Source organism: Marinobacter fonticola, assembly GCF_008122265.1.
GTDB classification, from domain to species: Bacteria; Pseudomonadota; Gammaproteobacteria; order Pseudomonadales; family Oleiphilaceae; genus Marinobacter_A; species Marinobacter_A fonticola.
In genome coordinates this window covers 3,834,266-3,856,491 of record NZ_CP043042.1, presented here as the reverse complement: position 1 = coordinate 3,856,491, position 22,226 = coordinate 3,834,266, and the positions used below count along the sequence as shown (strand labels likewise).

General features: G+C 58.1%; 18 protein-coding genes. 4 read left to right on the top strand and 14 right to left on the bottom strand.

Going from position 1 to position 22,226, the window contains the following annotated elements; all coding sequences use genetic code 11:
- The first annotated feature begins 10 nt into the window (after positions 1 to 10).
- Positions 11 to 2,125 carry a polyribonucleotide nucleotidyltransferase gene (gene pnp, locus FXO11_RS17150; protein ID WP_148864166.1) on the top strand — a complete coding sequence of 705 codons (2,115 nt, stop codon included), beginning with the start codon at positions 11 to 13 and terminating at the stop codon, positions 2,123 to 2,125.
- A gap of 99 nt (positions 2,126 to 2,224) precedes the next feature.
- Here the strand turns inward: pnp and FXO11_RS17145 are convergent, their stop codons facing one another.
- The 9 genes from FXO11_RS17145 to FXO11_RS17105 all read right to left on the bottom strand — a co-directional run bounded on the left by FXO11_RS17145 (position 2,225) and on the right by FXO11_RS17105 (position 12,071).
- Complete coding sequence (locus FXO11_RS17145) at positions 2,225 to 3,091, bottom strand: alpha/beta hydrolase (protein ID WP_148864165.1); 867 nt, start codon at positions 3,089 to 3,091, stop codon at positions 2,225 to 2,227.
- On the bottom strand, positions 3,061 to 4,941 hold the full coding sequence (locus FXO11_RS17140; protein ID WP_148864164.1) for an Lnb N-terminal periplasmic domain-containing protein: 1,881 nt from the start codon (positions 4,939 to 4,941) through the stop codon (positions 3,061 to 3,063). The genes FXO11_RS17145 and FXO11_RS17140 overlap by 31 nt, the downstream gene beginning before the upstream one ends.
- Before the next feature lie 85 nt (positions 4,942 to 5,026).
- Positions 5,027 to 5,488: a DUF3015 domain-containing protein gene (locus FXO11_RS17135; RefSeq protein ID WP_148864163.1), complete on the bottom strand. Its 462-nt coding sequence runs from the start codon at positions 5,486 to 5,488 to the stop codon at positions 5,027 to 5,029.
- A gap of 448 nt (positions 5,489 to 5,936) precedes the next feature.
- Positions 5,937 to 6,638: an ABC transporter ATP-binding protein gene (locus tag FXO11_RS17130; protein WP_148864162.1), complete on the bottom strand. Its 702-nt coding sequence runs from the start codon at positions 6,636 to 6,638 to the stop codon at positions 5,937 to 5,939.
- Positions 6,639 to 6,647: 9 nt separating this feature from the next.
- Positions 6,648 to 7,403, bottom strand: a complete 756-nt coding sequence (livG, locus tag FXO11_RS17125; protein ID WP_148864161.1) for a high-affinity branched-chain amino acid ABC transporter ATP-binding protein LivG — start codon at positions 7,401 to 7,403, stop codon at positions 6,648 to 6,650.
- Positions 7,404 to 7,409: 6 nt separating this feature from the next.
- Entirely contained in the window at positions 7,410 to 8,681 is a 1,272-nt protein-coding gene (locus FXO11_RS17120) for a high-affinity branched-chain amino acid ABC transporter permease LivM (protein ID WP_148864160.1), read from the bottom strand.
- Positions 8,681 to 9,607 (bottom strand): high-affinity branched-chain amino acid ABC transporter permease LivH, encoded by a 927-nt coding sequence (livH, locus tag FXO11_RS17115; RefSeq protein ID WP_148864159.1) that lies wholly within the window; start codon positions 9,605 to 9,607, stop codon positions 8,681 to 8,683. Before livH ends, FXO11_RS17120 begins: the two co-directional genes overlap by 1 nt.
- Before the next feature lie 205 nt (positions 9,608 to 9,812).
- Complete coding sequence (locus FXO11_RS17110; RefSeq protein WP_148864158.1) at positions 9,813 to 10,925, bottom strand: branched-chain amino acid ABC transporter substrate-binding protein; 1,113 nt, start codon at positions 10,923 to 10,925, stop codon at positions 9,813 to 9,815.
- 204 nt (positions 10,926 to 11,129) lie between these two features.
- The gene (locus tag FXO11_RS17105; RefSeq protein ID WP_148864157.1) at positions 11,130 to 12,071 is read right to left on the bottom strand and encodes a TPR end-of-group domain-containing protein; all 942 of its coding nucleotides are present in this window, start codon (positions 12,069 to 12,071) and stop codon (positions 11,130 to 11,132) included.
- A gap of 505 nt (positions 12,072 to 12,576) precedes the next feature.
- Between FXO11_RS17105 and FXO11_RS17100 the strand changes: the two genes are divergently transcribed.
- A complete protein-coding gene (locus FXO11_RS17100; protein ID WP_148864967.1) occupies positions 12,577 to 13,077 on the top strand; it encodes a MarR family winged helix-turn-helix transcriptional regulator in 501 nt (166 codons plus the stop codon).
- A 352-nt stretch (positions 13,078 to 13,429) separates the two neighbouring features.
- On the opposite strand, the gene lon is transcribed toward FXO11_RS17100, so the two are convergent.
- A complete protein-coding gene (gene lon, locus FXO11_RS17095) occupies positions 13,430 to 15,859 on the bottom strand; it encodes an endopeptidase La (RefSeq protein WP_148864156.1) in 2,430 nt (809 codons plus the stop codon).
- Between the two features lie 214 nt (positions 15,860 to 16,073).
- On the opposite strand from lon, the gene trxA reads away from it, so the two are divergent.
- The gene (gene trxA, locus FXO11_RS17090) at positions 16,074 to 16,937 is read left to right on the top strand and encodes a thioredoxin (RefSeq protein ID WP_148864155.1); all 864 of its coding nucleotides are present in this window, start codon (positions 16,074 to 16,076) and stop codon (positions 16,935 to 16,937) included.
- A gap of 33 nt (positions 16,938 to 16,970) precedes the next feature.
- Positions 16,971 to 17,285, top strand: coding sequence for a hypothetical protein (locus FXO11_RS17085; protein ID WP_148864966.1), 315 nt, complete (start codon positions 16,971 to 16,973; stop codon positions 17,283 to 17,285).
- A gap of 118 nt (positions 17,286 to 17,403) precedes the next feature.
- Here the strand turns inward: FXO11_RS17085 and FXO11_RS17080 are convergent, their stop codons facing one another.
- From FXO11_RS17080 to FXO11_RS17065, 4 genes are all read right to left on the bottom strand, one after another.
- Positions 17,404 to 18,780 (bottom strand): KamA family radical SAM protein, encoded by a 1,377-nt coding sequence (locus tag FXO11_RS17080; protein ID WP_148864154.1) that lies wholly within the window; start codon positions 18,778 to 18,780, stop codon positions 17,404 to 17,406.
- Positions 18,781 to 19,214: 434 nt separating this feature from the next.
- Complete coding sequence (locus FXO11_RS17075) at positions 19,215 to 19,856, bottom strand: LutC/YkgG family protein (RefSeq protein WP_148864153.1); 642 nt, start codon at positions 19,854 to 19,856, stop codon at positions 19,215 to 19,217.
- A complete protein-coding gene (locus tag FXO11_RS17070; RefSeq protein ID WP_148864152.1) occupies positions 19,853 to 21,295 on the bottom strand; it encodes a LutB/LldF family L-lactate oxidation iron-sulfur protein in 1,443 nt (480 codons plus the stop codon). The genes FXO11_RS17075 and FXO11_RS17070 overlap by 4 nt, the downstream gene beginning before the upstream one ends.
- Complete coding sequence (locus tag FXO11_RS17065; RefSeq protein WP_148864151.1) at positions 21,292 to 22,044, bottom strand: (Fe-S)-binding protein; 753 nt, start codon at positions 22,042 to 22,044, stop codon at positions 21,292 to 21,294. Before FXO11_RS17065 ends, FXO11_RS17070 begins: the two co-directional genes overlap by 4 nt.
- Positions 22,045 to 22,226: the final 182 nt, after the last annotated feature.

Genomic DNA, 22,226 nt, shown 5'->3' with positions numbered 1-22,226 from the left:
AGGAGTTACCGTGAATCCGGTAAAAAAGACATTTGAACTAGGCGGCAAGACCGTCACCCTCGAAACGGGCCGCATTGCCCGTCAGGCTACTGGTTCTGTACTGGTGACTATCGACGATATCTCGGTACTGGGTACTGTTGTCGCGGCAAAGGAAGCCAAGCCGGGTCAACCGTTCTTCCCGCTGACCGTCAACTACTTCGAGAAGACTTACGCCGTTGGGCGTATTCCTGGTGGTTTCTTTAAGCGCGAAGGCCGCCCCTCGGAAAAAGAAACCCTGACATCACGCTTGATCGACCGCCCGATCCGTCCGCTTTTCCCGAAAGGCTTCATGAACGAAGTTCAGGTCGTCTGTACGGTCATGTCTTCCAGCAAGACCCAGGATCCGGATATCGCGGGTATGCTGGCGGCTTCAGCGGCGTTAGCTCTGTCTGGCGTACCGTTCGAAGGCCCTGTAGGCGCCTCTCGTGTCGGTTTCACTGAAGAGCAGGGTTACTTTCTGAACCCGACCTTTGAACAACTGGGAAGCTCCAGCCTGGACATGGTCGTGGCCGGTACCGAAGACGCCGTGCTGATGGTCGAGTCCGAAGCTCAAGGCCTGACCGAAGACCAGATGCTGGGTGGCGTGCTTTTCGCCCATCAGGAAATGCAAACTGCAATCGCTGCAATCCGCGAGTTGGCTGCTGAAGCGGGTCAGCCACGCTGGAACTGGCAGGCTGAAGCGGAGAACACGGCGCTTGCCGACGCGCTCAAAGCCGAGTTCATGAGCGCAGTCACCGATGCCTACGGTATCCGCGACAAGATGGAGCGTTACGGCCGTCTGAGCGACATTCGCAGTCAGGCTGTCGAGAAGCTGGCTGGCGAGGAGGAAGGTCAACCTTCCGAAGAGGAAGTGAAGGCCTACTTCGGTAAGCTGGAAAAGGCCATCGTTCGTCGTCAGGTTATCGAAGGCAAGCCACGTATCGATGGTCGTGACAACAAGACTGTCCGTCCGATCGAGATCGAGGTGGGTGTGCTGCCCAGCACGCACGGTTCTGCACTGTTCACCCGTGGCGAAACCCAGGCTATCGTGACTACCACCCTGGGTACCGCGCGCGACATGCAGATTATCGATGCGCTGGAAGGCGAGAGAAAGGACCCGTTCCTATTCCACTACAACTTCCCTCCTTACAGTGTTGGCGAAACCGGCCGTGTGGGTGCGCCGGGCCGTCGTGAGATCGGTCACGGTCGTCTGGCCAAGCGTGGTGTTGCCGCGGTCATGCCAACCATCGAAGAATTCCCGTACACCATTCGTGCAGTCTCCGAGATCACCGAGTCCAACGGTTCCAGCTCCATGGCGTCAGTCTGTGGTTCCAGCCTGGCGCTGATGGACGCGGGTGTGCCTATCAAGGCGCCCGTCGCCGGTATCGCCATGGGGCTGGTGAAGGAAGGTGAGCAGTTCGCCGTCCTGACCGACATCTTGGGTGACGAGGATCACCTGGGCGATATGGACTTCAAGGTGGCCGGTACTTCAGCAGGTATCACTGCGCTGCAGATGGATATCAAGATCAACGGTATCACCGAAGAAATCATGGAAGTTGCCCTAGAGCAGGCTCATCATGCACGCCAGCATATCTTGGGCGAGATGGCCAAGGTGATCGCCGAGCCGCGTTCGAGCCTGTCTGACCGGGCGCCGAGCATTACCACTATGAAGATTCATCCGGACAAGATCCGCGATGTCATCGGCAAGGGTGGTTCTGTGATTCGATCCATCTGTGACGATACCGGTGCGTCTATCGACCTGGATGACGACGGCAACGTAAAAATCTACGCCGATAATCAGGAATCTGCCCAGGCAGCGCAGAAGCGCGTCATGGAGATTACCGCCGAGATCGAAGTGGGTGCGATTTACCAAGGCAAGGTTGAACGCATTGTCGACTTTGGCGCCTTCGTGAACATCCTGCCGGGTAAGGACGGCCTGGTGCACATCTCCCAGATCGCCGAGCGCCGCATTGAGAACGTCACCGACGAACTCAGCGAAGGCCAGGAAGTACTGGTTAAGGTGCTGGATGTGGACAACCGCGGTCGCGTGAAGCTGTCCATGAAGGAAGTGAAGGAAGGCGAACAGCCGACCGACTTCGGCGCCTGATTTAGGCCCGTTGTGAAAAAGCCGCCCCGCTTTGCGAGGCGGCTTTTTTTATGCTCTTGACTCGTCCTGAATAAGGTTTACCCCTATTCCCGGGGGTGGCTATTGGTCGTGTTCGCCCCCCGCCGCATCCTCCATAAACGCCATCACCGCCTGTCGGTAGGCTGGGATGACAAAGGTCCCCGCATGGGGCGTGTCCGTTTGCAGGAATCGTTTCGGCTCCCGGGCGGCGTCGTATAGGTCCTGGCCGTGATGAAAAGGGATGATGCCGTCACGTACGCTGTGGGTGATCATCACCGGTACCGGGCTGATCCGGGCAATGTGGTCGATGCCCTCGTAGTCGTCCGGAATTGTCCAGCTCAGGGGTGCCTGGAATAGCCAGGTCAGCCAGAAACCGTCCAGTTTTTCCCGGGCGATGTCTCGAAAACCGGCAAAGGCGCTGTCGAGGATAACGCCGGCCAGGGGAGGCTGTTCTTCGCGCTGTACCCACTCACTGGCCAGCATGATGGAAAGTCCGCCGCCCAGACTTTGCCCCAGCATGAAAAACGGGCTTTCGCCAGCCTTGGCGTCCACTAGCCAGCGCAGGCCAATCTCAGAGTCGTGTAGCGCGCCTTCGATATCCGGAGCACCCGTGGATTGCCCGTAGCCCCGGTAATCGATCATGAACACGTTGTAGCCTTCCTTGGGCAGCCAGGCGACGTTCAGTAAATGGCTACTGATGTTCTGGGCGTTGCCGTGGAGGAAGTAGACCGTGCCGCTGGCTTCGGTGGTCGCCGGTATCCACCAGCCGTGCAGGCGCTCGCCGTCGGCTGTGTCCAGGTAGATATCCTGGTAGTCCAGTTCGAGGCGGTCTGGGGTGATGTAAACCGTGTTGTCGGGGTAAAAAAACAGGCTGGAGCAGCCGCTCACCGCTGCCAGCCAGCTCAGCAGCATAAGTTTCAGAAGTAGGCGTTGAGTCCGATTTGCCATGCCGTTTCATACCTGTCGAAGTGATGTTGTCGTTCCCAGCCGGCGGACAGACCAAAATCCCGGGTGATATGCCAGTTCAGTTCGGCGTAGGCGGTGTCTTCGCGGTGCTCGTCGCCAACAAACCAGGCTTTGGTCTTGATGCCCCCGATGATGCTCACAAGGTGCCCTTGGTATAACCAGCCGAGATCGGCACCGGGCGCCGCGTCGTAGCCCTTAGGTAAATCGTTGTCGATCTCCAGGTCGGCCGTGGCCATGGCGAAGAGCTGGCTCTGGGGTGTCGGCGCCCAGCCAAACCCGGCTCCGCCATCCAGGTAGGGGGTGAAGATTCGCTGGTCCGATTCAATCTCACTGCGCCGCCCCCCGAAGCCGACCTGCCAGGAGAGCGGAGAGAAGAAGCGGTCGCGTACGGAGAGGGATCGGATCTCCACGCCGGTGAGTTGTTCGACCTGAAATTCCTGATTGTCGGTGTAAAGCCGCGTATCGAGACGCAGAAATTGCAGCTGGGCGCCGCGGCGATAGCCCTCGGGTGGATCGAGCACATCATGGTAAGCCGGGCGAAGGGTAAGCTGCGTGAAATTGCGTTCGCCCTGGCGTCCGCCTAGTAGACTAGCCCTGAACGTAGCATGACCCTGATCATCGCGAACGGCCGGTTCAGGCGGTGGCGCCAACGGTGCCGACTGCTCAATCCGGCTACGGGCCCTCAGTAGGTCGTAGGATAGCGGGGCGGCTCGCTCGCGGGACCACCCTTCCTCTTGAGTCTGGTAGCGCACGTAGTCATAGGTAGCATCCAAAATCCTGGCCCGCTCTTTCGGCGGTACCGACTGGATGGCTTCAGCGTTGACACTCAAATCCCCGCTCGCCAGATCGGCCGCCAGGGTGCGGTGATCCGGTGGCAGTTGGTCAATATAGTGCTCGACCACCGTTGCCGAGGACGGCCGGTAGTGAACCGAAGCTACCAGGTCATGATCCACCACCCAGCGCACCGTGTCGGATGGGATGGCATGTGTGCTCACTTCATCCAGCAGGTGGGTGCCCGGTCGGGCAACGTCGATCAGCGCCAGTAGTCGGTAGGCGCAGTTTTCGTCAAAAAAGTAGTAGTCAAAGTTCTTTCCCCGAATTTCCCAGGCATGCGCCAGCAGCATGCCGGTCTCTTCCGGCGTTAGGTTGAGCCGATACTCCCACAGGTCGCGGTTTTCGATATCCGAGTAAAGCCGAATTTTCTCGTAATACGGCTGGATCGTGGTAATACCGGGATAACCGCCGAAGATGCCGCGATAGGCGAACATGATCTCGCTGTCGTGGGCGGCGGCGTCAGCCGCATAGGAAATAGTGCTCGCCAGCAGCAGGTCGGCCTGCTCGTCCACTTTTGGCGGATCGAGACGGATAAACGTGTGGCCGAACATGGAAGAGGGGCTATTAAGGTATGAAGCGGCGAACACCAGGGTGACGGTTTCCGTATTCAGCGTCTCCTCCCATTGCTCGAAGGCCGGGCAGGAGACCTGGGTTTGAGGTAGATCCAGTTGTTCGCGTAGCCAGCGGTCCCGGGCTGGAAAACGGCAGCGGGCATGGCGGTCTCCGGCGCCGGACTTGCGAATGGCGTCCAGCGTGGCAACGAGCTCGGCGTAAGGCGATGTTTTGCCACCGGCGCTGAGAAAAAAGCCGGGATCGTCCGCCTGCGAGGTATAGCTGGAGCCCAGAGTATCGGGCCGATAGTGCCCCAGCGTCAGCCAAGCTGGATCTTGGGCCAGGTTCTTAAGCTGCTCGTTGGCCAAAATCGGGCAGGTTAGCGCGAGTGCCAGTAATGCGAGGAACAAGCGGGGCACGCGCCCCGACGCAAGATGTCGGTGCATGTAGACTCGAGTCGATCAGGGTGGGAATGGCCGAAGCCGGTCGATGCACCGTCCCTGGTGCGTGATTCATCCCTGTGCCGCTGAATTAGGCGACGTACTTGCTGAATGACGCGTGAGATTCCAGCAGGGCAACGATGGCGGAAACCGCTTCGTCAGACGTAGTGTCGGAAGACGGGAAAACGGTTGCGAAGTTGTCCTGAAGCAGCTGGCGGAACGCCGCGCGGTCGTTCTGCTCCACGTTCAGTAAGACAGCCAGGGTGTCGAGGTTTTCGCCTTCGCCGCGTGACATATCACGGGCGATCTTGTCGATATTGCTGTCCATGTACATGGCCATGGATTTAACGGACTCGTTGGTATTACAGCCCAGGGTACCGGTGGTCATGCCAAAGGTCTGGTTGCCGAACGTGCCGTTAGTGGTCGCTGCCAGGACATGCGGAGCAATACCCGACTGGCCCTTCCAGATCATGGCGCCTACACCACAACCCGGTTGAGCGAAGGCAAGGCTGGACGCGCCTAAAAGCATGGCACCTGCGATCAATTTTTTCATTATTCAACTCCTTGTCGTGTTTTATCATCGATGTGAAAACAATGACTAACGGCCCTGACGTTTTTGATCGCGCGGGTGGTCGTCAGCCGCGGATACCTGACCGTTGTCTCGAGTATAGAACATAATCCGTCAGCCGCGATGGTTCATTGTGCTCAATTTACTGATTGTATGGATAAAAAAGTAAATACGGTGCTCTTGTATATTCTTTAAAGAGAGTTAGCCACCTCATCCAATGAATTCACTTCGCTAAAAGACTCGGCCCGTCGTCGCTCTCCCGTTGTGTTCGCCAGAGTGCTTACCATATGCACTGGGCAGAATGCTCATTCATACGCTGGGAGCATGCCGTGGAAGGCATAGAAAAAGCCGGGGTTTTGAGGCCCGGCTTTTGTGCTTGCTTTATCCCGTCCTGAAAGACGCTGTCATCCGGAGGGTAGAAGGATGCACGGCGCTAGCCGCCGAGGTAGGCCTTTTGTACATCTTCGTTGGCCAGCAGGTTTTCGCCGGAATCCTCCAGGCGAATGCGTCCGGTTTCCAGCACATAACCCCGATCGGCCAGCTTCAATGCCTGCTTGGCATTCTGCTCAACGAGGAAGACGGTGATGCCTTCGTCGCGCAAGGTGCCAATGATGCTAAAGATCTGCTTGATGATGATCGGTGCCAGGCCGAGAGAGGGTTCGTCGAGGATGATCATCTTCGGCTTGGACATCAACGCGCGGCCAATGGCCAGCATTTGCTGTTCACCGCCGGACATCGTGCCCGCGCGCTGATGCATTCGCTCCTTCAAGCGGGGGAATAGTTCGAACACGTGGGCCTGACTCTTACGTATTTCTGCCTTGCTATTGAAGAAACCGCCCATGTGCAGGTTCTCTTCAACTGTCAGGCCCGGGAATACGCGTCGCCCTTCCGGCACGATGGCAATCCCGGAGCGCATGATGTCCGCCGTCGGTTTGTGGGTGATGTCTTCGTCCTCGAACAGTACACGCCCGGAACTGGCCTGCGGATCCCCGCACACCGTCATCAACAAGGTGGTTTTGCCAGCGCCGTTGGCGCCGATTAGCGAAACGATCTCGCCCTTCTGGATCTCAACCGAGACGCCATGCAGCGCCTCGATTTTCCCGTAATGGGTATGGATGTTTTCAAGTACCAGCATGGTTGATCCTTACTCCTCGCCCAAGTAGGCCTTGATGACGTCATCGTTCTGCCGGATTTCATCCGGCGTCCCGCTGGCCAGCGGGCGGCCTTGGTTGATGACGTTGATCCGGTCGGAGATGCCCATTACAAGGCTCATGTCGTGTTCGATCAGCACAACGGAGACGCAGTAGTCTTCCTTCAGGCTGATGATCAGCTCGTTGAGTTCGCGGGTCTCGTTCGGGTTCAGGCCGGCTGCCGGTTCATCCAGCATCAGCAGCTCGGGCTCGGTGACCATGCAGCGGGCAATTTCCAGACGGCGCTGCTGACCGTAGGCCAGGTTGCCGGCATCCCGGTTGGCCAGTTCCAGCAGACCAACCCGTTCCAGCCAGTAAGATGCGCGCTCTAAGGATTTTTCTTCCCGCTTGCGGTAATCCGGGGTCTTTATCAGGCCGGCAAACAGATTTGTGTTCAGGTGACGGTTCTGGGCCACCAGCAGGTTTTCCACCACCGTCATCTTGTTGAATAGCCGCACGTGCTGGAAAGTGCGAACCAATCCCAGGCGGGAGATTTTGTAGTCCGGTTTGCCTTGGATCTCCTGACCCTTGAACAGGATTTGGCCGCCGGTAGGGCGATAGAAGCCGCTCAGGCAGTTAAACACCGTGGTTTTTCCGGCCCCGTTGGGGCCGATGATGGAAACGATTTCCCGTTCCTTTACGTCCAGCGATACCTGGTCCACAGCCAGCAGGCCGCCGAATCGCATGGACAGATTGCGTACGTCAAGCATGCTCGGTCACTCCTGCTGTTTGAGTTTGATATGGACACGGCTCATGGGCAGCAGGCCTTGCGGACGCCAGACCATCATCAGCACCATGGCGGCGCCGAAAATCAGCATGCGGTATTCCGAGAACTCACGTGCCAGTTCCGGCAGGATGGTCACGGCGATAGCGGCGAGGATAACGCCCAGCTGCGACCCCATGCCGCCCAGCACCACGATGGCCAGAATGATGGCGGACTCGAGGAAAACAAACGATTCCGGGCTGATAAAGCCCTGCTTGGAGGCAAACACGGTACCGGCGAAACCGGCGAAGAACGCGCCGATGGTGAACGCGGAGAGCTTCACGCCGGTCCGGCTCAGGCCCAGTGAACGAGCTGCGATCTCATCCTCGCGTAGCGCCTCCCAGGAGCGGCCGACAGGCATGCGGATCAGGCGGCGAATGACAACCAGGGTAATCAATGCCAGTACCAAAGCGATCAAGTAGAGGAAGATGACTTTGTCGGTACTGTCATAGGCCAGACCGAAAGTTTCATGGAATGAGGTGTTGCCTTCCTCCTTGACGCGGCGACCGAATTCCATGCCGAACAGGGTGGGTTCGGGAATGCCGCCTATGCCGTTGGGTCCGCCCGTGAGCCAGGTCAGGTTGTTCAGCAGAATCCGGATAATCTCACCGAAACCCAGAGTCACGATCGCCAGATAGTCGCCGCGCAGCCGCAGTACCGGAAAGCCCAGTACAAAGCCGAAAGCAGCGGCCAGGATAGCGCCGAGGGGCAAGGCGAACCAGAAGGATACGCCGAAATACTGGGACAGCAGCGCGAATGTATAGGCGCCGACCGCATAGAAGGCCACGTAGCCCAGATCAAGCAGTCCCGCCAGGCCGACCACCACGTTCAGGCCCAGAGCGAGGATGACGTAGATCAGTACCAGAGTCGCCAGGTCCACCGCGCCCCGTGAGCCCATAAACGGCCAGATCAGGGCGCCCACGACAATCAGCATGATCACGGCTTTTTCCAGCAGCTGGCGCTTGGCTTCGGGCATGGGGGCCCGGTCTGCTAGCGGGTTGATGGTTTTGAGCGCGCTCAAACCACCCATGACGGCCGGCCGGAAGAGCTGGAACAGGAAGACAGCCAGTACGGCCAGCGCGATGCCGATAAACGTGGAGGTATCGCCGCCTTCCAGCTTGATATCGATGCCTTGGGCAACCAAATCGAGCCCCAGGATCGGATAGGAGATAATCAGTGTGATGAACGCGCAGAACAGCGCGTGTCGGAAATTCTGTGCAACCATCAGATCTTCTCCACTTCCGGTTTGCCGAGAAGGCCGGTGGGCCGGAACAGGAGGATGAGGATCAGTAGTCCGAAGGACACCACATCTTTATACTCGCTGCTCAAATAGCCAGCGGTGAAACTTTCGCCCACGCCGAGGATGAGACCGCCCAGCATGGCGCCGGGGATGCTGCCGATACCGCCCAATACCGCTGCGGTAAACGCCTTGAGGCCGGCGATGAAGCCAAACAGTGGATCGATGGAACCGTAGTACATGCCCAGCAACAGACCTGCGACGGCTGCCAGAGCGGCGCCGATCACGAACGTTGCAGCAATGATGCGGTTAGTGTCGATGCCCAGCAGGTTGGACATTTTTCGGTCCTGGGACACCGCACGGCAAGCGCGTCCGATGCGGGACCGGGAGATGAACAGGGAAAGCGCGGTCATGCAGATCAGTGTGGTGACAAAAATCGTAATCTGCATGTAGGACAATGAAGCCTGGAAACCGTCTTCAGTGCCACCGAGGGACAGGCCGCCTTCGATCAACAGCGGGAAGCCGATGTTGCGTGAGCCTTGAGCCAGGTGGACGTAGTTCTGCAGGAAGATGGACATACCGATGGCGGAAATCAGCGGGATCAGCCGGTGTTGTCCGCGAACGGGACGATAGGCAACGCGCTCGACAGCCCAGCCCATGGAGCTGGAAACGATTACCGCACAGATCAGGGCCACAAGAAGGACCAGGGGGAGCCAGGCCGGACTCATTACTGCCAGGCCGGTGATCACGATCAGCGAGACATAGGCGCCGATCATGTAGATTTCACCGTGGGCGAAGTTGATCATGCCGATAATGCCGTACACCATGGTGTAGCCGATGGCGATCAGGGCGTAAGCGCTTCCTACCGTCAGCCCGTTGATGAGCTGTTGGAGAAAGTACAGTACATCGTTCATTTTTTTTGGAACTCCGATATAGAAAAACCCTGTTTGCATTAACACGGACGGAAAGCTGCTTGTGGCGCAGTGCTCAAACGCTTACATCCATGAAATGCAATCAGGGTTCCAAAAAAACACCTTCCCCTTATGAGGGAAGGTGTTAGCGGAGAGCGCGGGCGATGGCGCCACGACTCTCGCTTCCATTACTGATTTTTAACGGTGCTTAGTTTACCGGAGTTTTGCTGCCATCTGAATGCCATTCGTACACAACGAACTCGAACGATTTCAGGTCGCCCGATTTGTCGTACTCAACCGTGCCGATCGGCGTCTCGAATGAGCTTTCGCGCAGGGCCTGGGCCACGTCGAACGGATCCTTGGATTCGGCTTTTTCGATGCCCTCGGCAATCAGCTGTACGGCGGCGTAAGAGGTCAATACGAACGGGCCGGAGGGGTCTTCCCCTTTTTCCTCGAAGGCCGCGACCAGTTCCTGGTTCTCGGCCTGCTGGTCGAAGCTCGGTGGCAAGGTCACGAGCAGGCCCTCGGCCGCGCCGCCAGCAATGGTATTGATATCTTTGTTGCCCACGCCTTCAGGTCCCATGAACTGGGCATCCAGCTCTGCCTGTTCGGCCTGGCGCAGGATTAAGCCCAGTTCCGGGTGGTAGCCACCGTAGTAGACGAAGTCCACATTGGCCTGCTTGAGCTTGGTCACCAGAGAAGAGAAGTCTTTCTGACCGGCGGTGACGCCTTCATACATCACCACGTTGATGTCCTTGTCTTCCAGCGTGGACTTGACCGCGCTGGCAATCCCTTCACCGTACTGCTGCTTGTCGTGAATGACGGCAACGCGCTCTGGCTTCTGCGAAACAATGTAGTTGCCGGCCACCGGGCCCTGCATGCTGTCCAAGCCGATAGTGCGGAAGACCAGCTCGTAGCCGCGCTCGGTGATCGCCGGGCTGGTGGAGGCCGGCGTCACCATCAGGATGCCTTCATCCTCGTAGATGTCGGACGCCGGTTGCGTGGAGCTGGAGCACAGATGACCCACCACGTAGCGCACGCCTTCGTTGACCATGTTGTTGGCTACGGAGACGGCCTGTTTCGGATCGCAAACGTCGTCCTGTTCGACCGCGACAAGCTCTTCTCCCATCACGCCGCCATTCTTGTTGATTTGCTCAATCGCCATGCGAGCGCCGGAGAATTGCATGTCGCCGTATTGAGCGACAGCACCGGTCATCGGCCCCGCGATACCGATTTTGATTTCGGCGTGGGCCGTACCTGCGGCCATAACGGCCAGAGAAGCGCCTACCCCGACAACAAGCTTGTTCAGTTTGGTTTTCATGTTGGTGTGTCCTGCCTTGGATATCTCTGAGAATATTTTTTTGATCTTTTATGCAGTCACAAGGGCCGATGCCAATCGTGACGATGCAACAAACAAACACCACCCGTTCTTCGTTGTCAAGAAACGGTGCAAGAAGAACCAAGCAATTGTCCGGTAGCGACTCAAGTCGCGAAGTTCGTGAAACGGGCAGGGTTCGTGCCAGTATCAAGCCGAAGGCGGTGTCAGGTCCGGGTCATCCAGATTATCGGGACTGACCAGCTGTTTGAATTGGTCGAAATCCCGCAGGCGATCGAAGCTTGGATCCACCGAGGCATCGTCACGATAGGCCTCGCCCATTTCAATGGCGCTGGTGAGGGTTTTGATGGCGTCTTCCCAGCGACCAATCTCCGCGTAGGCGCACGCCAGCTGGTAGTGGGCATGGCCGTTTTCCGGCGCTAGTTTGAGGGCGCGCAGGCACAAACTGATGGCCCATAGGGGTTCGTTCAGCTCCAGCACCGCGTCGGCTTTGTAGCTGAGCGCCTCGACGTCGTCCGGGCGCAGATCGAGAATCTGGTCGTAAACAGAGATCTTGTTTTGCTGGGACGTTTCCTGGCTGGCCTTAAGCCATAGGGAGTGCACTTCGTTGGTGCGTTCGATCTCTTCCTGGTTCCGATTGATAATGTCCGACTTCTGCTGCAGCTGTTCCTCGATGAATTTCAGGCGCTTCTCGTATTCCACCACCAGTTCGTTCACCCGTTTTTCGGCCACGCTGTGCAACTGGTTGCGCATATCGCGAATGGAGTTCCAGCCGATGACAACGAGAATCGAGGTGGCACCGGCAATCAGGTAGAAAAAGTAGGTCACGGTGTCGGTGGCGTAGGACATGGTTTTGTCCGCCACAGTGAGCTCTTTATCGACCACTTTCTCGATCAGTTCGGCCCGCGTGTTCAGCATTTCGGTACGCAGTATCTTGACCTCGTCAAGAAGGTAGCGTTCGACGAACGGGTTATAGAGCGGTTCTTCCAGGGCGTTCACGCGCTCGCGTACGTCTTCGGCGTCAGCGCTTGTCGGCGCCTCCTCTTCGGCGGGCTCCACGGTCTGAGCGAGGGAGATCGGGGCGGTCAGGGCAAGGAATAGGGTCGCTGCAAGGAACGTCGTTTTGAGCATTAAAGTTTTAGTGAACAAAACTTTAAGCAACAAACGGGGCACGATGAGGCGATGAGGCAGCTCCGTGCGGATAAGCGTTGCATAGCGGTGTTGAGGGAGCCATTCCCTAAATGTCGTCATCACGGTCCTGGTTATTTTGAAGCATAAACGATTAACGGTTGGCCACTCAGGCCTTTTGCCGCCGCTCTCCGCGCGGGCATCCTGCATAGTGCCTCACCGGGCGCTAGGAGGCAAAACCCTGTAAAAACATCTGATTAGACTTTACGTGCTCAAATAGTTAGAGTTATAAACAATGTTTATGGCTATCGTTGTCTTTTGAGCAAGAGTCTGCGCCGATGTGTAACCCGGATGTGGCTGGCGCCCTCAGTGCCGGAAGCTTCTCGAGGTTTCGCGGGCCAACAAGGTCGTGATATTGGAAAGTATGTTGGACGAGAAAGTTTTGTACTCGAAAAAGATGGGACACTATAATCGCGAGCTTGCCGATCCGGCAGAGTGGGATACCTTCATGAATAATTACGAGCAGGTGCTTGTCGCTCTCAGGCGCGTGATTCGCGCAACCGATCTTCATTCCAAGCGACTCAGTAAAAATGCCGGGCTTACGGCGCCCCAGTTGCTGATTATGCGGACGATCCGGGATCTCGGTCAGGTGACCATTGGGACCATTGCGGACAAAGTCAGTCTGAGTCAGGCGACGGTGACCACAATCCTCGATCGTCTTGAGCATCGCAAGCTGGTGTATCGGGTACGCAGCACCTCGGATAAGCGTAAAGTTCATGCGCACCTTACCGACGACGGGGCCGCCCTGCTGGCCTCCGCTCCCCAGCCTTTGCAGGAAGAGTTCATCCAGAAGTTCCAGAACCTCCACGAATGGGAGCAGAGCATGATCGTGGCTTCTCTTCAGCGCGTGGCCAACATGATGGATGCGGATGAAATCGACGCCTCGCCTGTTCTCGATTTAGGACCGATCAACCGTGAAGACGGTTGGAAGGCTCAGAAGAAGCGCTAGGGGCCACAGTTACCAGTCTCGATAAAGGACTACAAGCACGAGAGTTCACTGTTTGGTCTGCATGATCTGGTGGCGCGTTTTATCGGCAACCGTTGATCGGATGTCGGGGGAGGCGAGGGCTTCGGGCGCGTGAGCCTTTCCCGGAGCAAAAAAAAGACGCCACAAACGTGACGCCTAATGGGCTCTTCTCAGATGACAGGAATTCGACGCGATTGCGATGAATTCAATGTTTAGAAGTATAAGTATCGGCTTGAATCCCAGCCATAGTGGATTGCGCGTACGAAGTTTTCCGGACCCTGCAGGCCGCTGGCAGAGAGGCCTGCAGGGCATGCCGTAAAACTACGACGCATGATTAATGGACGCTGGTTCCACCGCGGGGTTTGTGGCTGAAACACACCGGATAAACATCCGAAAAATGCTTCGCGAAATGCACATCCAGTCCCTCTTTCAAATAATCAGGCAACTCTTCGTAATCACCGCGGTTGGCTTCCGGCAAGATTAATGTATTGATCTTCTGGCGCCGTGCGGCAATCACTTTTTCGCGGATGCCCCCCACGGGGAGCACCTGGCCTGTCAGCGTTAATTCGCCGGTCATGGCAATGCCCGGCTGGGGTGCTTCCTTCCGGGCGATGGACAGCAAGGCGGTGGCCATGGTGACGCCTGCGCTGGGGCCGTCTTTCGGTGTCGCGCCCTCGGGGACGTGCAGGTGCACGAAGGATTTGTCGAAAAACGTCGGATCGCCCTTGTAGCGTTTGAGATTCGAAGAGACGTAACTGTAGGCAATATCCGCCGACTCCCGCATGACGTCACCCAGTTGCCCGGTGAGTTTGAAACCGCGCTGGCTGGAATGAATGCGCGACGCTTCGATGCTCAGCGTCGCCCCGCCCATGGCTGTCCAAGCCAGGCCGCTCACCACGCCGATACCCTTAAGCGACTTCTCCTTTTTGAAGTACGGCTGCCCCAGAAAGTCCTGCAGGTCGCCAACACCGACCTTGATCGGTGTATCCGGCTCTTCCAGCAGTTTAACAATGCCCTTGCGGACGATTTTGTGCAGTGTCTTTTCCAGGTTACGCACGCCGGATTCTCGGGCATAACCTTCGATCACCTGGCGGATGGCGGCGTCGGTAATGTTGAGCTGTTTCTTGAGCAGTCCCGCTCTTTTGAGCAATCGAGGCAGCAGGTGATGCTTGGCGATGGCCAGCTTTTCCTCCGTGATATAGCCGGACAGGCGGATGACATCCATGCGGTCGAGCAGCGGACGCGGAATGGTATCCAGCACGTTGGCGGTGCAGATGAACAGAACCTTGGACAGGTCCATGCGCACATCCAGGTAGTGGTCCAGGAAATCGCTGTTCTGCTCCGGGTCGAGGGTTTCCAGCAGGGCTGAGGCCGGATCGCCCTGAAAAGAAGCGCCGACTTTATCGATTTCGTCCAACATGATCACCGGATTCGACACCTGGGAATCCTTCAGTGCCTGCACCAGCTTGCCGGGCATGGCGCCGATATAGGTTCGGCGATGGCCCTTAATCTCCGCTTCGTCGCGCATACCGCCCAGGCTGAAGCGGTAGAACTTGCGACCTAATGCATCGGCAACAGAGCGGCCAACGGACGTCTTGCCGACGCCGGGCGGGCCGACCAGCAAAACGATGGAGCCCGAAACTTCTCCGCGGTACGCCCCTTCAGCGAGAAACTCAATGATGCGGTCTTTGACGTCTTCGAGGCCATCGTGATCCCGGTCCAGAACCTGACGCGCAGCGGCAAGGTCGAAGTGATCCTCAGAGTATCGGCCCCAAGGCACTTGCGTCAGCCAGTCGAGATAGTTGCGGGTGACGCCATATTCGGGCGAGCCCTGTTCCAGCACAGATAGCTTCTGTACCTCGTCGTCGAAGCGCTGCTGCACGTGTTCGGGTGGTTCCAGTTCCGCCATGCGGGTTTTGAACCGCTCCACGTCGGCGGTCTTGTCGTCCTTGGACATACCCAGTTCGCGCTGGATCACCTTGAGCTGCTCGCGTAGGAAGAATTCTCGCTGGTGCTTCTGGACCTTGGTGTTCACCTCGTCGTTGATTTCCGCTTGCAAGCGGGCAACTTCCTGCTCCTTGCGCATCAGTAGCAGGACTTTCTCCATGCGGCGTAGCAGCGGTACGGTATCGAGTACATCCTGCAGTTCCGGACCCTTGGCGCTGGTCATCGAAGCGCCGAAATCGGCCAGCGGCGAGCTGTCGTCCGGCCCGAAGCGGGATAGGTACTGTTTCACCTCTTCACCGTAGAGCGGGTTGGTGCGCAGCAGATCCTTGATGGCGCTGATAATGGCCAGCGTATAGGCCTTCAGCTCGTCCGCATTTTCCTCCGGTTCCTGGGGGTAGCTGACTTCCACCAGGTAAGGCGGCTTGCGACGCAGCCACTGTACAATACGGAAGCGCTGCAGGCCTTGGGCGATGAACTGGATCTTGCCGCTCTCCCGTTGGCTTTGGTGAACCCGTGCGGCACAGCCCATGATTTCCAGGTCGTCGCTTTCCGGGACGTTCATCTCCTCATCGGCATCGACGAAGCAAAGGCCCACCACGTGATGGTCGGTTTCGCCAACGCGCTTAAGGGTTTCTTGCCAGGGATCCTGGTTCACCACGACGGGCTGAACCTGAGCCGGGAAGAACGGCCTGTTCTGGACCGGCAGCAGATACATGCGCTTGGGCATCATCTGCTGGGGCAGTGCCAGGCTTTGCCGGTTCTCGTCCTTGCCGATATATTCCATGGTTTCATCGTCGTCGTGGTGTGCGTCAGTCATTGTCGCTCTGTGTCCCTATTAGATGTGAACCAATATCTTCAGATGTGAACCAGTATCTTTCGTATGTGACGGCACCGTCTGTAATTTCAAGCCACTGCGTACGTAATCGGGGAGCTTGAATTTAGCGCCATTGACTCCATAGTAGAGCTTCGTTCATTACCACCACTTTTGCCGTCGGATTTGCTCCGATCTGATAACAGACAAGGTTTGCACCATGAGTGAGACGTCCTACATCTTTGATGCCACCCTCGAGAACTTCCAGGAAAAGGTCTTGCAGGCTTCCATGCAGGCGCCGGTGCTGGTGGATGTGTGGGCCGATTGGTGCGAGCCCTGCAAGCAGTTGATGCCGGTATTGGAGCGATTGGCGACGGAATACAAAGGCGCCTTCGCCCTGGCTAAGGTGAACGCCGACGAGCAGCAGGAGCTAACCGGCCATCTGGGTGTCCGCAGCTTGCCCACGGTGATGTTGATCAAGAACGGCCAGGCCGTTGACGGGTTCAACGGCGCATTGACTGAGGGCGAGATACGCAAGGTGCTGGACAAGCATGTCGAGCCGCCGGAAGAGAACCCCCACGACAAGGCCAACCGTCTATGGGAAGAAGGGGATCTCGAGGGCGCACTGGCCATCCTGACCACTTTGAATCAGCAAGACCCGAACGATACCGCCGTGCTCATCGATCTGGCACAGATCAAGGCGGAGCTTGGTGACGCCGAAACGGCTCAGCAGATTCTCGACAGTCTGGCGCCCGAGGACAAAATGCAGCCTCATGCGCGCCAGTTGGTCGCCCGTCTGAAGTTCATGGAACAGGCGGGCCAGCTACCCCCGGTGGCTGAGCTGGAAAAGCGGCTGGAAGCCGATCCCAAGGATAGCGAAGCATTGCACCAGCTGGCGCTCCAGCACGTACTGAAGGAGAACAACGCCGAGGCCATGGCGCTGCTGATCCGTCTGATGCAGGTGGATGCCGGCTACAAAGAGGGCGTGGCTAAGACGACCCTGGTGGAACTGTTCGATAAACTGGGCAATAGCAATCCGGATGTGCGTACCTACCGCCGTAAACTGTATACCCTCATGCACTGATCAACCGGTGGCTGCGGGAGCGGTATCGTGACGATGCTGAAACTCCCGCCCCAGCCGGAAGCCTGTGAGCTTTGCCAGCGCCCCGTGGCCAAGCTCACACGGCACCATCTTATTCCCCGCCGTTTGCACAGCAAGAAGCGCTTCCGGAAACTGTTTAGCCGTGAAGACATGATCACCCGAACCCTCTGGGTCTGCCGACCTTGCCATAATGCCATTCACTCAGCCTGCTCGGAATATGAACTGGGGATGACCTTCAACACCCGGGAGAAGCTGCTGGCGCTTGAAGAACTGCGGACGTTCGTCGAGTGGTTGAAGGATAAGCCGGAAGGGTTTGTGCCGAAGCGTTAGCCCCGTTAGCCCCGTGGGGTGGGGTAGAGATTTCCTCGTTCTTGTCGTCCAGATTGACCTGCTTTGCTCTCAAAAAAACCGGACACAAGGTCCGGCTTCCGAGTCGTGCGAATGCGGCTTAACCATTCCCCTTCCTCATCGCCTCATATTCGTCCTCAAAGAAGAACTTCTCCTCTCCGAAGGCCGGCTCCAGCTCATGCAGCCAGGTCGCTGTGTCGCTGTACTTGGCGAAGAACGGACGCTGGACCCAATCCGGGTTGCGGCCCTGGAGGAAGCGTAGGACGAAAACCTTTTCGCCTTTGATTTCGGCAATACCCTGGACTTCGACTTTGCCCGGACCTGCGCTCATGGAGGGGCCGCGGGCGGTGCGGCCAAGGCCGGAGACTTGCTTCATAGCTTCGCGGTAGATGTCGTACGCCTGCGCGAGTGGGAGTTCGAAGTAGTTCTTTGCGCCGGTGTCCCGCTCGACGAACATGTAGTAGGGGATGATGCCCAGCTTCACCTGCTTCTTCCACATCTTGGACCAGGCTTCGGCGTCGTCGTTGACGTGCTTGATAATGGGGCCCTGAGCACGGATCTCGGCGCCGGTAGCGCGGATACGGCGGATCGCTTCTTCGGCGATGTCGGTGGTGATTTCCTGCCAGTGGTTATAGTGGGCCATGATGGCGACGTGCTTGCCGCCGTCGACCAGGCGTGCAAACAGGTCGATCAACGCGTCCGCGTCCTTGTCGGTGACGAAGCGGTATGGCCAGAAGGTCAGTGCCTTGGTACCGATACGGACGGTCTGGATGTGGTCGTACTCTGGCTCCAGCAATGGCTCCAGGTACTGCACCAGGTTCTTGGTTTTCATCACCATGGGATCGCCGCCGGTGACCAGCAGGTCGGAAATCTCGGTATGTTCGCGCAGGTAGCCGTGCAGTTTCTCGGCATCGGTGCTGGACATTTTCAGGTCTTTATCGCCGACGAACTGTGCCCAGCGGAAGCAGAAGGTGCAGTAGGAGTGGCATGTCTGGCCCTGGGCGGGGAAGAAGAGCACGGTTTCCCGGTATTTGTGCTGCACGCCCTCGAGAACTTCGCCATCCAGCTCAGGCAGATTCATCTGCATTTGGCCCGCCGGATGCGGGTTCAGTTCCTCGCGAATCTCTTTGGCGACCGCTTGGATCTCCTTCTTGTCGGCGCCACTGCGATGCAGCTGGGCCATGCGCTCATAGTGCTCGGCCTTGAGCATCTCGCGTTGGGGAAAAACCAATTGATAGAGCGGGTCGTTGGGGACCTTGTCCCAGTTGATGAGCTCGTTGATTACATACTCGTTGACCCGAAACGGTAGCACGCTGGAGACCACCTTCATCTCGAAAAGGGTGTCTTCGGGCAGCGATTGAATGGCTTCGATCTTGTCGAGCTGGCGGTCGGTGTAGACCTGGAAGCGGCGCTCTTCAAATTCCACGGTGGGAATACGGTTGGAAAAATTTTCGGGGACGTTGACGATGGAATTCATGGGCCTCCCTCTCACGGCGCTAATGTCTTGGTCTCGGCACTACTATCTCGGTCTCAGCACTTAGGTCTTGGTGCTGATGCGAATGCCTTCTTATGGGCATTGACGGCTCGTTTTATGGAGCAAGAGAGGGCCGCACGCTTGTGCGATCGCGCTACACGAATTCCTTCTGTCTCACCCTCCTTAACCCCCGGCAATAAACGGGACGCGGAGTATACCGGAATGGCGATTTATTTTCAGGTCTAATTAAATGTCTCGGGAAAGCTGCCGGCCATCCACGGTTTATCTGCGTTGTTTTCAGCGATTTCAAAAGAAATACCGTAAAAACGTATGCGCTCTAAGGCGGAACGCACCAAGCTCGACCGAGGGTATATTTAGAACGGTAAGCGAATTACACCCGCCAAAAAGGAAAATAGCGGATAGGCCTCAGTGCCAGGTCAGTCCTCGGCGGTGCAGAGATAAACGACCAGCTCTTTAGGTCCATGAGCGCCATAGGCCAGGGTTTGTTGGATATCGGCGGTCTTCGAGGGACCGGAAATAAAGATCAGGTTAGTGGGCATCTTGCCTGGCCCATACTGATCGAGCGCCTGCTGCAGCGTGGCCACCAGCGTCGACTCGTGCACGATCACGATGTGGACCGGCGGCACCAGCGAGAGCGTGCGGGGCACGTTGGAATGGCTCTCGACGATCAGGGTGCCGGTTTCGGTAATGCCGCCCTGGGCTTGGCTAAGGGCGACTTGCGCATTGTCGAAGAGGTCGTGTTTCTGGGTGTCCCAATCGGTGAATAGGGTGGCTGGCGAATTCGGCTCACGGTTTTGCCAGGTTTTTCCAGCTTCGTCGCGGCCGATCCACCAGCGCGTCCATTCCCGCTCCTTGGCCAAGCCGGCCAAATGGTTGGGCCAGTCCTTCGCCGGTAAGCGAAACACTGTGGCGTGTGCCGCTTCCAACGCTTGAATCATGCTGTCGATGTCGAGCTGAACGGGCGTTTCCGCCGGGCTGCCACCGGCATCGTAGGGCGTTGCCGGCGAGCTTGCGCGACCGTGTCGCAAGCGGGCCAGGATGCGCTCTTTACTGTTCATTGCTTGCCTCCGGGATCACGTCCGCGCTGCTCCATCATCTCGCGGAAACTCCGTTCGGCAGGTTCGAGCGGTGCGCGGTGGTTTGTCCAGGCGCGGGGCCAGGGTGGCAACAGCTTCCGCGCCCGGGTGGCGAGGTGGGTGGTCAGGCTATAGAGCCAAGGCGTACGGTGGATCAGGCTCCAGATCTTCCAGGTCAGCGCCTCTGCCGGTTTGCGCTGGCGGCCATGGCCTTTGACCGGACTCCCGGTGTCCTGGGTGACACCTTCATGCCGCAGTCGGCGGATCAGGTCGGGGAGGGGGATGCGTACGGGGCAGGCTTCGCCGCAGGCGCCGTTGAGGCTGCAGGCCTGGGTCAGCTTGCCGGCGCGGTCAAGCCCGTGCAGTTGCGGCATGACGACCTGTCCGATGGGCCCCGGGTAAACTGTGCCGTAAGCGTGTCCGCCCAAGCGCTCGTAGACGGGGCAATGATTCATGCATGCGCCGCAACGGATACAGCGTAGGGTTTCGCGTAGCTGGCGGTCGGCATAGATCCGACTGCGGCCGTTGTCCAGAAGCACCAAATGCACCTGGCGCGGGCCGTCGCACTCGTCTTGCTTGCGGGGGCTGCTGATCAAGTTGAGATAAGTCGTGACAGCCTGGCCGGTGGCGGACCGGGTGAGCAGCCGCAGTAGGTCCGGCAGGTCGGCCAAACGCTCAATAACTTTCTCGATACCCATCACGGCGATGTGCATGTCGGGTACCGTGGTGGACATGCGGCCGTTGCCTTCGTTCTCCACCAGGCAGAGGGTGCCGGTTTCGGCCACCGCGAAATTGACGCCGGAAATGCCCACATCCGCCTCGGCAAACGCCCGGCGCAGAACCCGGCGTCCGGTGCCGATCAGTTCATCCACATCCTCCGTGTACGGCGTCTCGGGGATCTGCGTGTGGAACTGACGCGCGATGCTTGCCTTGTTGCGATGAATCGCCGGCATGATGATGTGGGACGGCGTTTCGTTCGCTTGCTGGACGATGTATTCGCCCATATCGGATTCCAGGCAGGTAAAGCCGGCGGCTTCGAAAGCCGAGTTCAGGCCTATTTCCTCGGTGGCCATCGATTTGCCTTTGACGATGCGTTTGCCCTGGGCGGCGTTGACCAGACCGGTAATCAGGGTGTTTGCCTCTTCGGCGGTCTCCGCCCAATGCACCTGTATGCCGTTGCGGGTGCAGTTGCGCTCGAGCTGCTCGAGCAAATCGGGCAGCCGGGCCAACGCGCGGTCGCGGATGGCGGCACCACGGTCGCGCAGGGCTTCCAGGGCGTTCGGGTCCGGAAACTGGGTGCGACGCTTATCCCGCAGAAAATGCATTGCCCCGTGAAAACTCTCGCGTAACTCCGCGTTGCCCAGGGCATCGTGGATGCGAACGTCGAAGTCGTGATCGGGATGGGTGCTGAATCCACTCATAAAGGTTCGCCTCCCGTCCGCTTCCAGATAAATTCTGCCAGATGTTCGCCGTTCAGGTCCTGTCCTTGCTTACGCAGCATGCCGTCGATATTCATCAGACAGCCACAGTCGCTGCTCAGCAACTGACGGGCTCCGGTGGCCCGGATCGCCCCGCACTTATCTGAGGCCATGGCAGCGGAAACCTCGGACATTTTCACCGCGAAGGTGCCGCCGAAACCGCAGCAGGCTTCTGCATTCTCCGGCTCGCACACTTCGACGTGTTTCAACTGACCCAGCAGGGCGAGCCCATCGTCCCGTACGCCCATCTCGCGCCGCGCGGAGCACGCGGTGTGCATCGCCACGCGGACAGGGGCGCCCTGGTCCTCCAGGCGAATCTTAAGTACGCGATTCAGAAATTCGTGCAGCTCATAGGTACGTGCCGCCAGATCCTGTGCGGCGTTGGCAAGGGGGTCGTCCGCGAGCAGGCTGGGGTAGTGGTGGCGCAGCATACCGGCACAAGAACCGGAGGGGACGATAACGGGGATCGGATCGCTGAAACGCTCGACCACCTGCCGGGCAACGTCCCGAGCTTGTTCATCGTAGCCCGAGTTATAAGGCGGCTGACCGCAGCAGGTTTGCTCGGGCGGGAAATCGACGAAGATGCCCTCGCGTTCCAGCAGACGGACGGCGGCCATACCGGCGCGGGGGTGGAACACATCGACTAGGCAAGTTCCGAACAGATAGACACGATTTACAGGCGTAGCGTTCATACGGATGCGCGATCTCTCATCAGTCTTGTGACACCTTTGCATATTCTGAGGTCTTTATGTCTCTCACTAGACTAGTGTGGACTGACGCCAAAATCGAACGGGCGGGGCGGTTCGCTGGCGCTTTTCTCAAGCGTTCTTAGAAATTGGTCGCATAGCCCTTGTGACTATCGGCGGAACATTTC

Bases quoted from the DNA above. Each gene is read 5' to 3' on its own strand.
- FXO11_RS17145 (WP_148864165.1), bottom strand. From the start codon at position 3,091: ATGGCAAATCGGACTCAACGCCTACTTCTGAAACTTATGCTGCTGAGC.
- FXO11_RS17140 (WP_148864164.1), bottom strand. From the start codon at position 4,941: ATGCACCGACATCTTGCGTCGGGGCGCGTGCCCCGCTTGTTCCTCGCA.
- FXO11_RS17135 (WP_148864163.1), bottom strand. From the start codon at position 5,488: ATGAAAAAATTGATCGCAGGTGCCATGCTTTTAGGCGCGTCCAGCCTT.
- FXO11_RS17130 (WP_148864162.1), bottom strand. From the start codon at position 6,638: ATGCTGGTACTTGAAAACATCCATACCCATTACGGGAAAATCGAGGCG.
- livG (WP_148864161.1), bottom strand. From the start codon at position 7,403: ATGCTTGACGTACGCAATCTGTCCATGCGATTCGGCGGCCTGCTGGCT.
- FXO11_RS17120 (WP_148864160.1), bottom strand. From the start codon at position 8,681: ATGGTTGCACAGAATTTCCGACACGCGCTGTTCTGCGCGTTCATCACA.
- livH (WP_148864159.1), bottom strand. From the start codon at position 9,607: ATGAACGATGTACTGTACTTTCTCCAACAGCTCATCAACGGGCTGACG.
- FXO11_RS17110 (WP_148864158.1), bottom strand. From the start codon at position 10,925: ATGAAAACCAAACTGAACAAGCTTGTTGTCGGGGTAGGCGCTTCTCTG.
- FXO11_RS17105 (WP_148864157.1), bottom strand. From the start codon at position 12,071: ATGCTCAAAACGACGTTCCTTGCAGCGACCCTATTCCTTGCCCTGACC.
- FXO11_RS17100 (WP_148864967.1), top strand. From the start codon at position 12,577: ATGAATAATTACGAGCAGGTGCTTGTCGCTCTCAGGCGCGTGATTCGC.
- lon (WP_148864156.1), bottom strand. From the start codon at position 15,859: ATGACTGACGCACACCACGACGACGATGAAACCATGGAATATATCGGC.
- trxA (WP_148864155.1), top strand. From the start codon at position 16,074: ATGAGTGAGACGTCCTACATCTTTGATGCCACCCTCGAGAACTTCCAG.
- FXO11_RS17085 (WP_148864966.1), top strand. From the start codon at position 16,971: ATGCTGAAACTCCCGCCCCAGCCGGAAGCCTGTGAGCTTTGCCAGCGC.
- FXO11_RS17080 (WP_148864154.1), bottom strand. From the start codon at position 18,780: ATGAATTCCATCGTCAACGTCCCCGAAAATTTTTCCAACCGTATTCCC.
- FXO11_RS17075 (WP_148864153.1), bottom strand. From the start codon at position 19,856: ATGAACAGTAAAGAGCGCATCCTGGCCCGCTTGCGACACGGTCGCGCA.
- FXO11_RS17070 (WP_148864152.1), bottom strand. From the start codon at position 21,295: ATGAGTGGATTCAGCACCCATCCCGATCACGACTTCGACGTTCGCATC.
- FXO11_RS17065 (WP_148864151.1), bottom strand. From the start codon at position 22,044: ATGAACGCTACGCCTGTAAATCGTGTCTATCTGTTCGGAACTTGCCTA.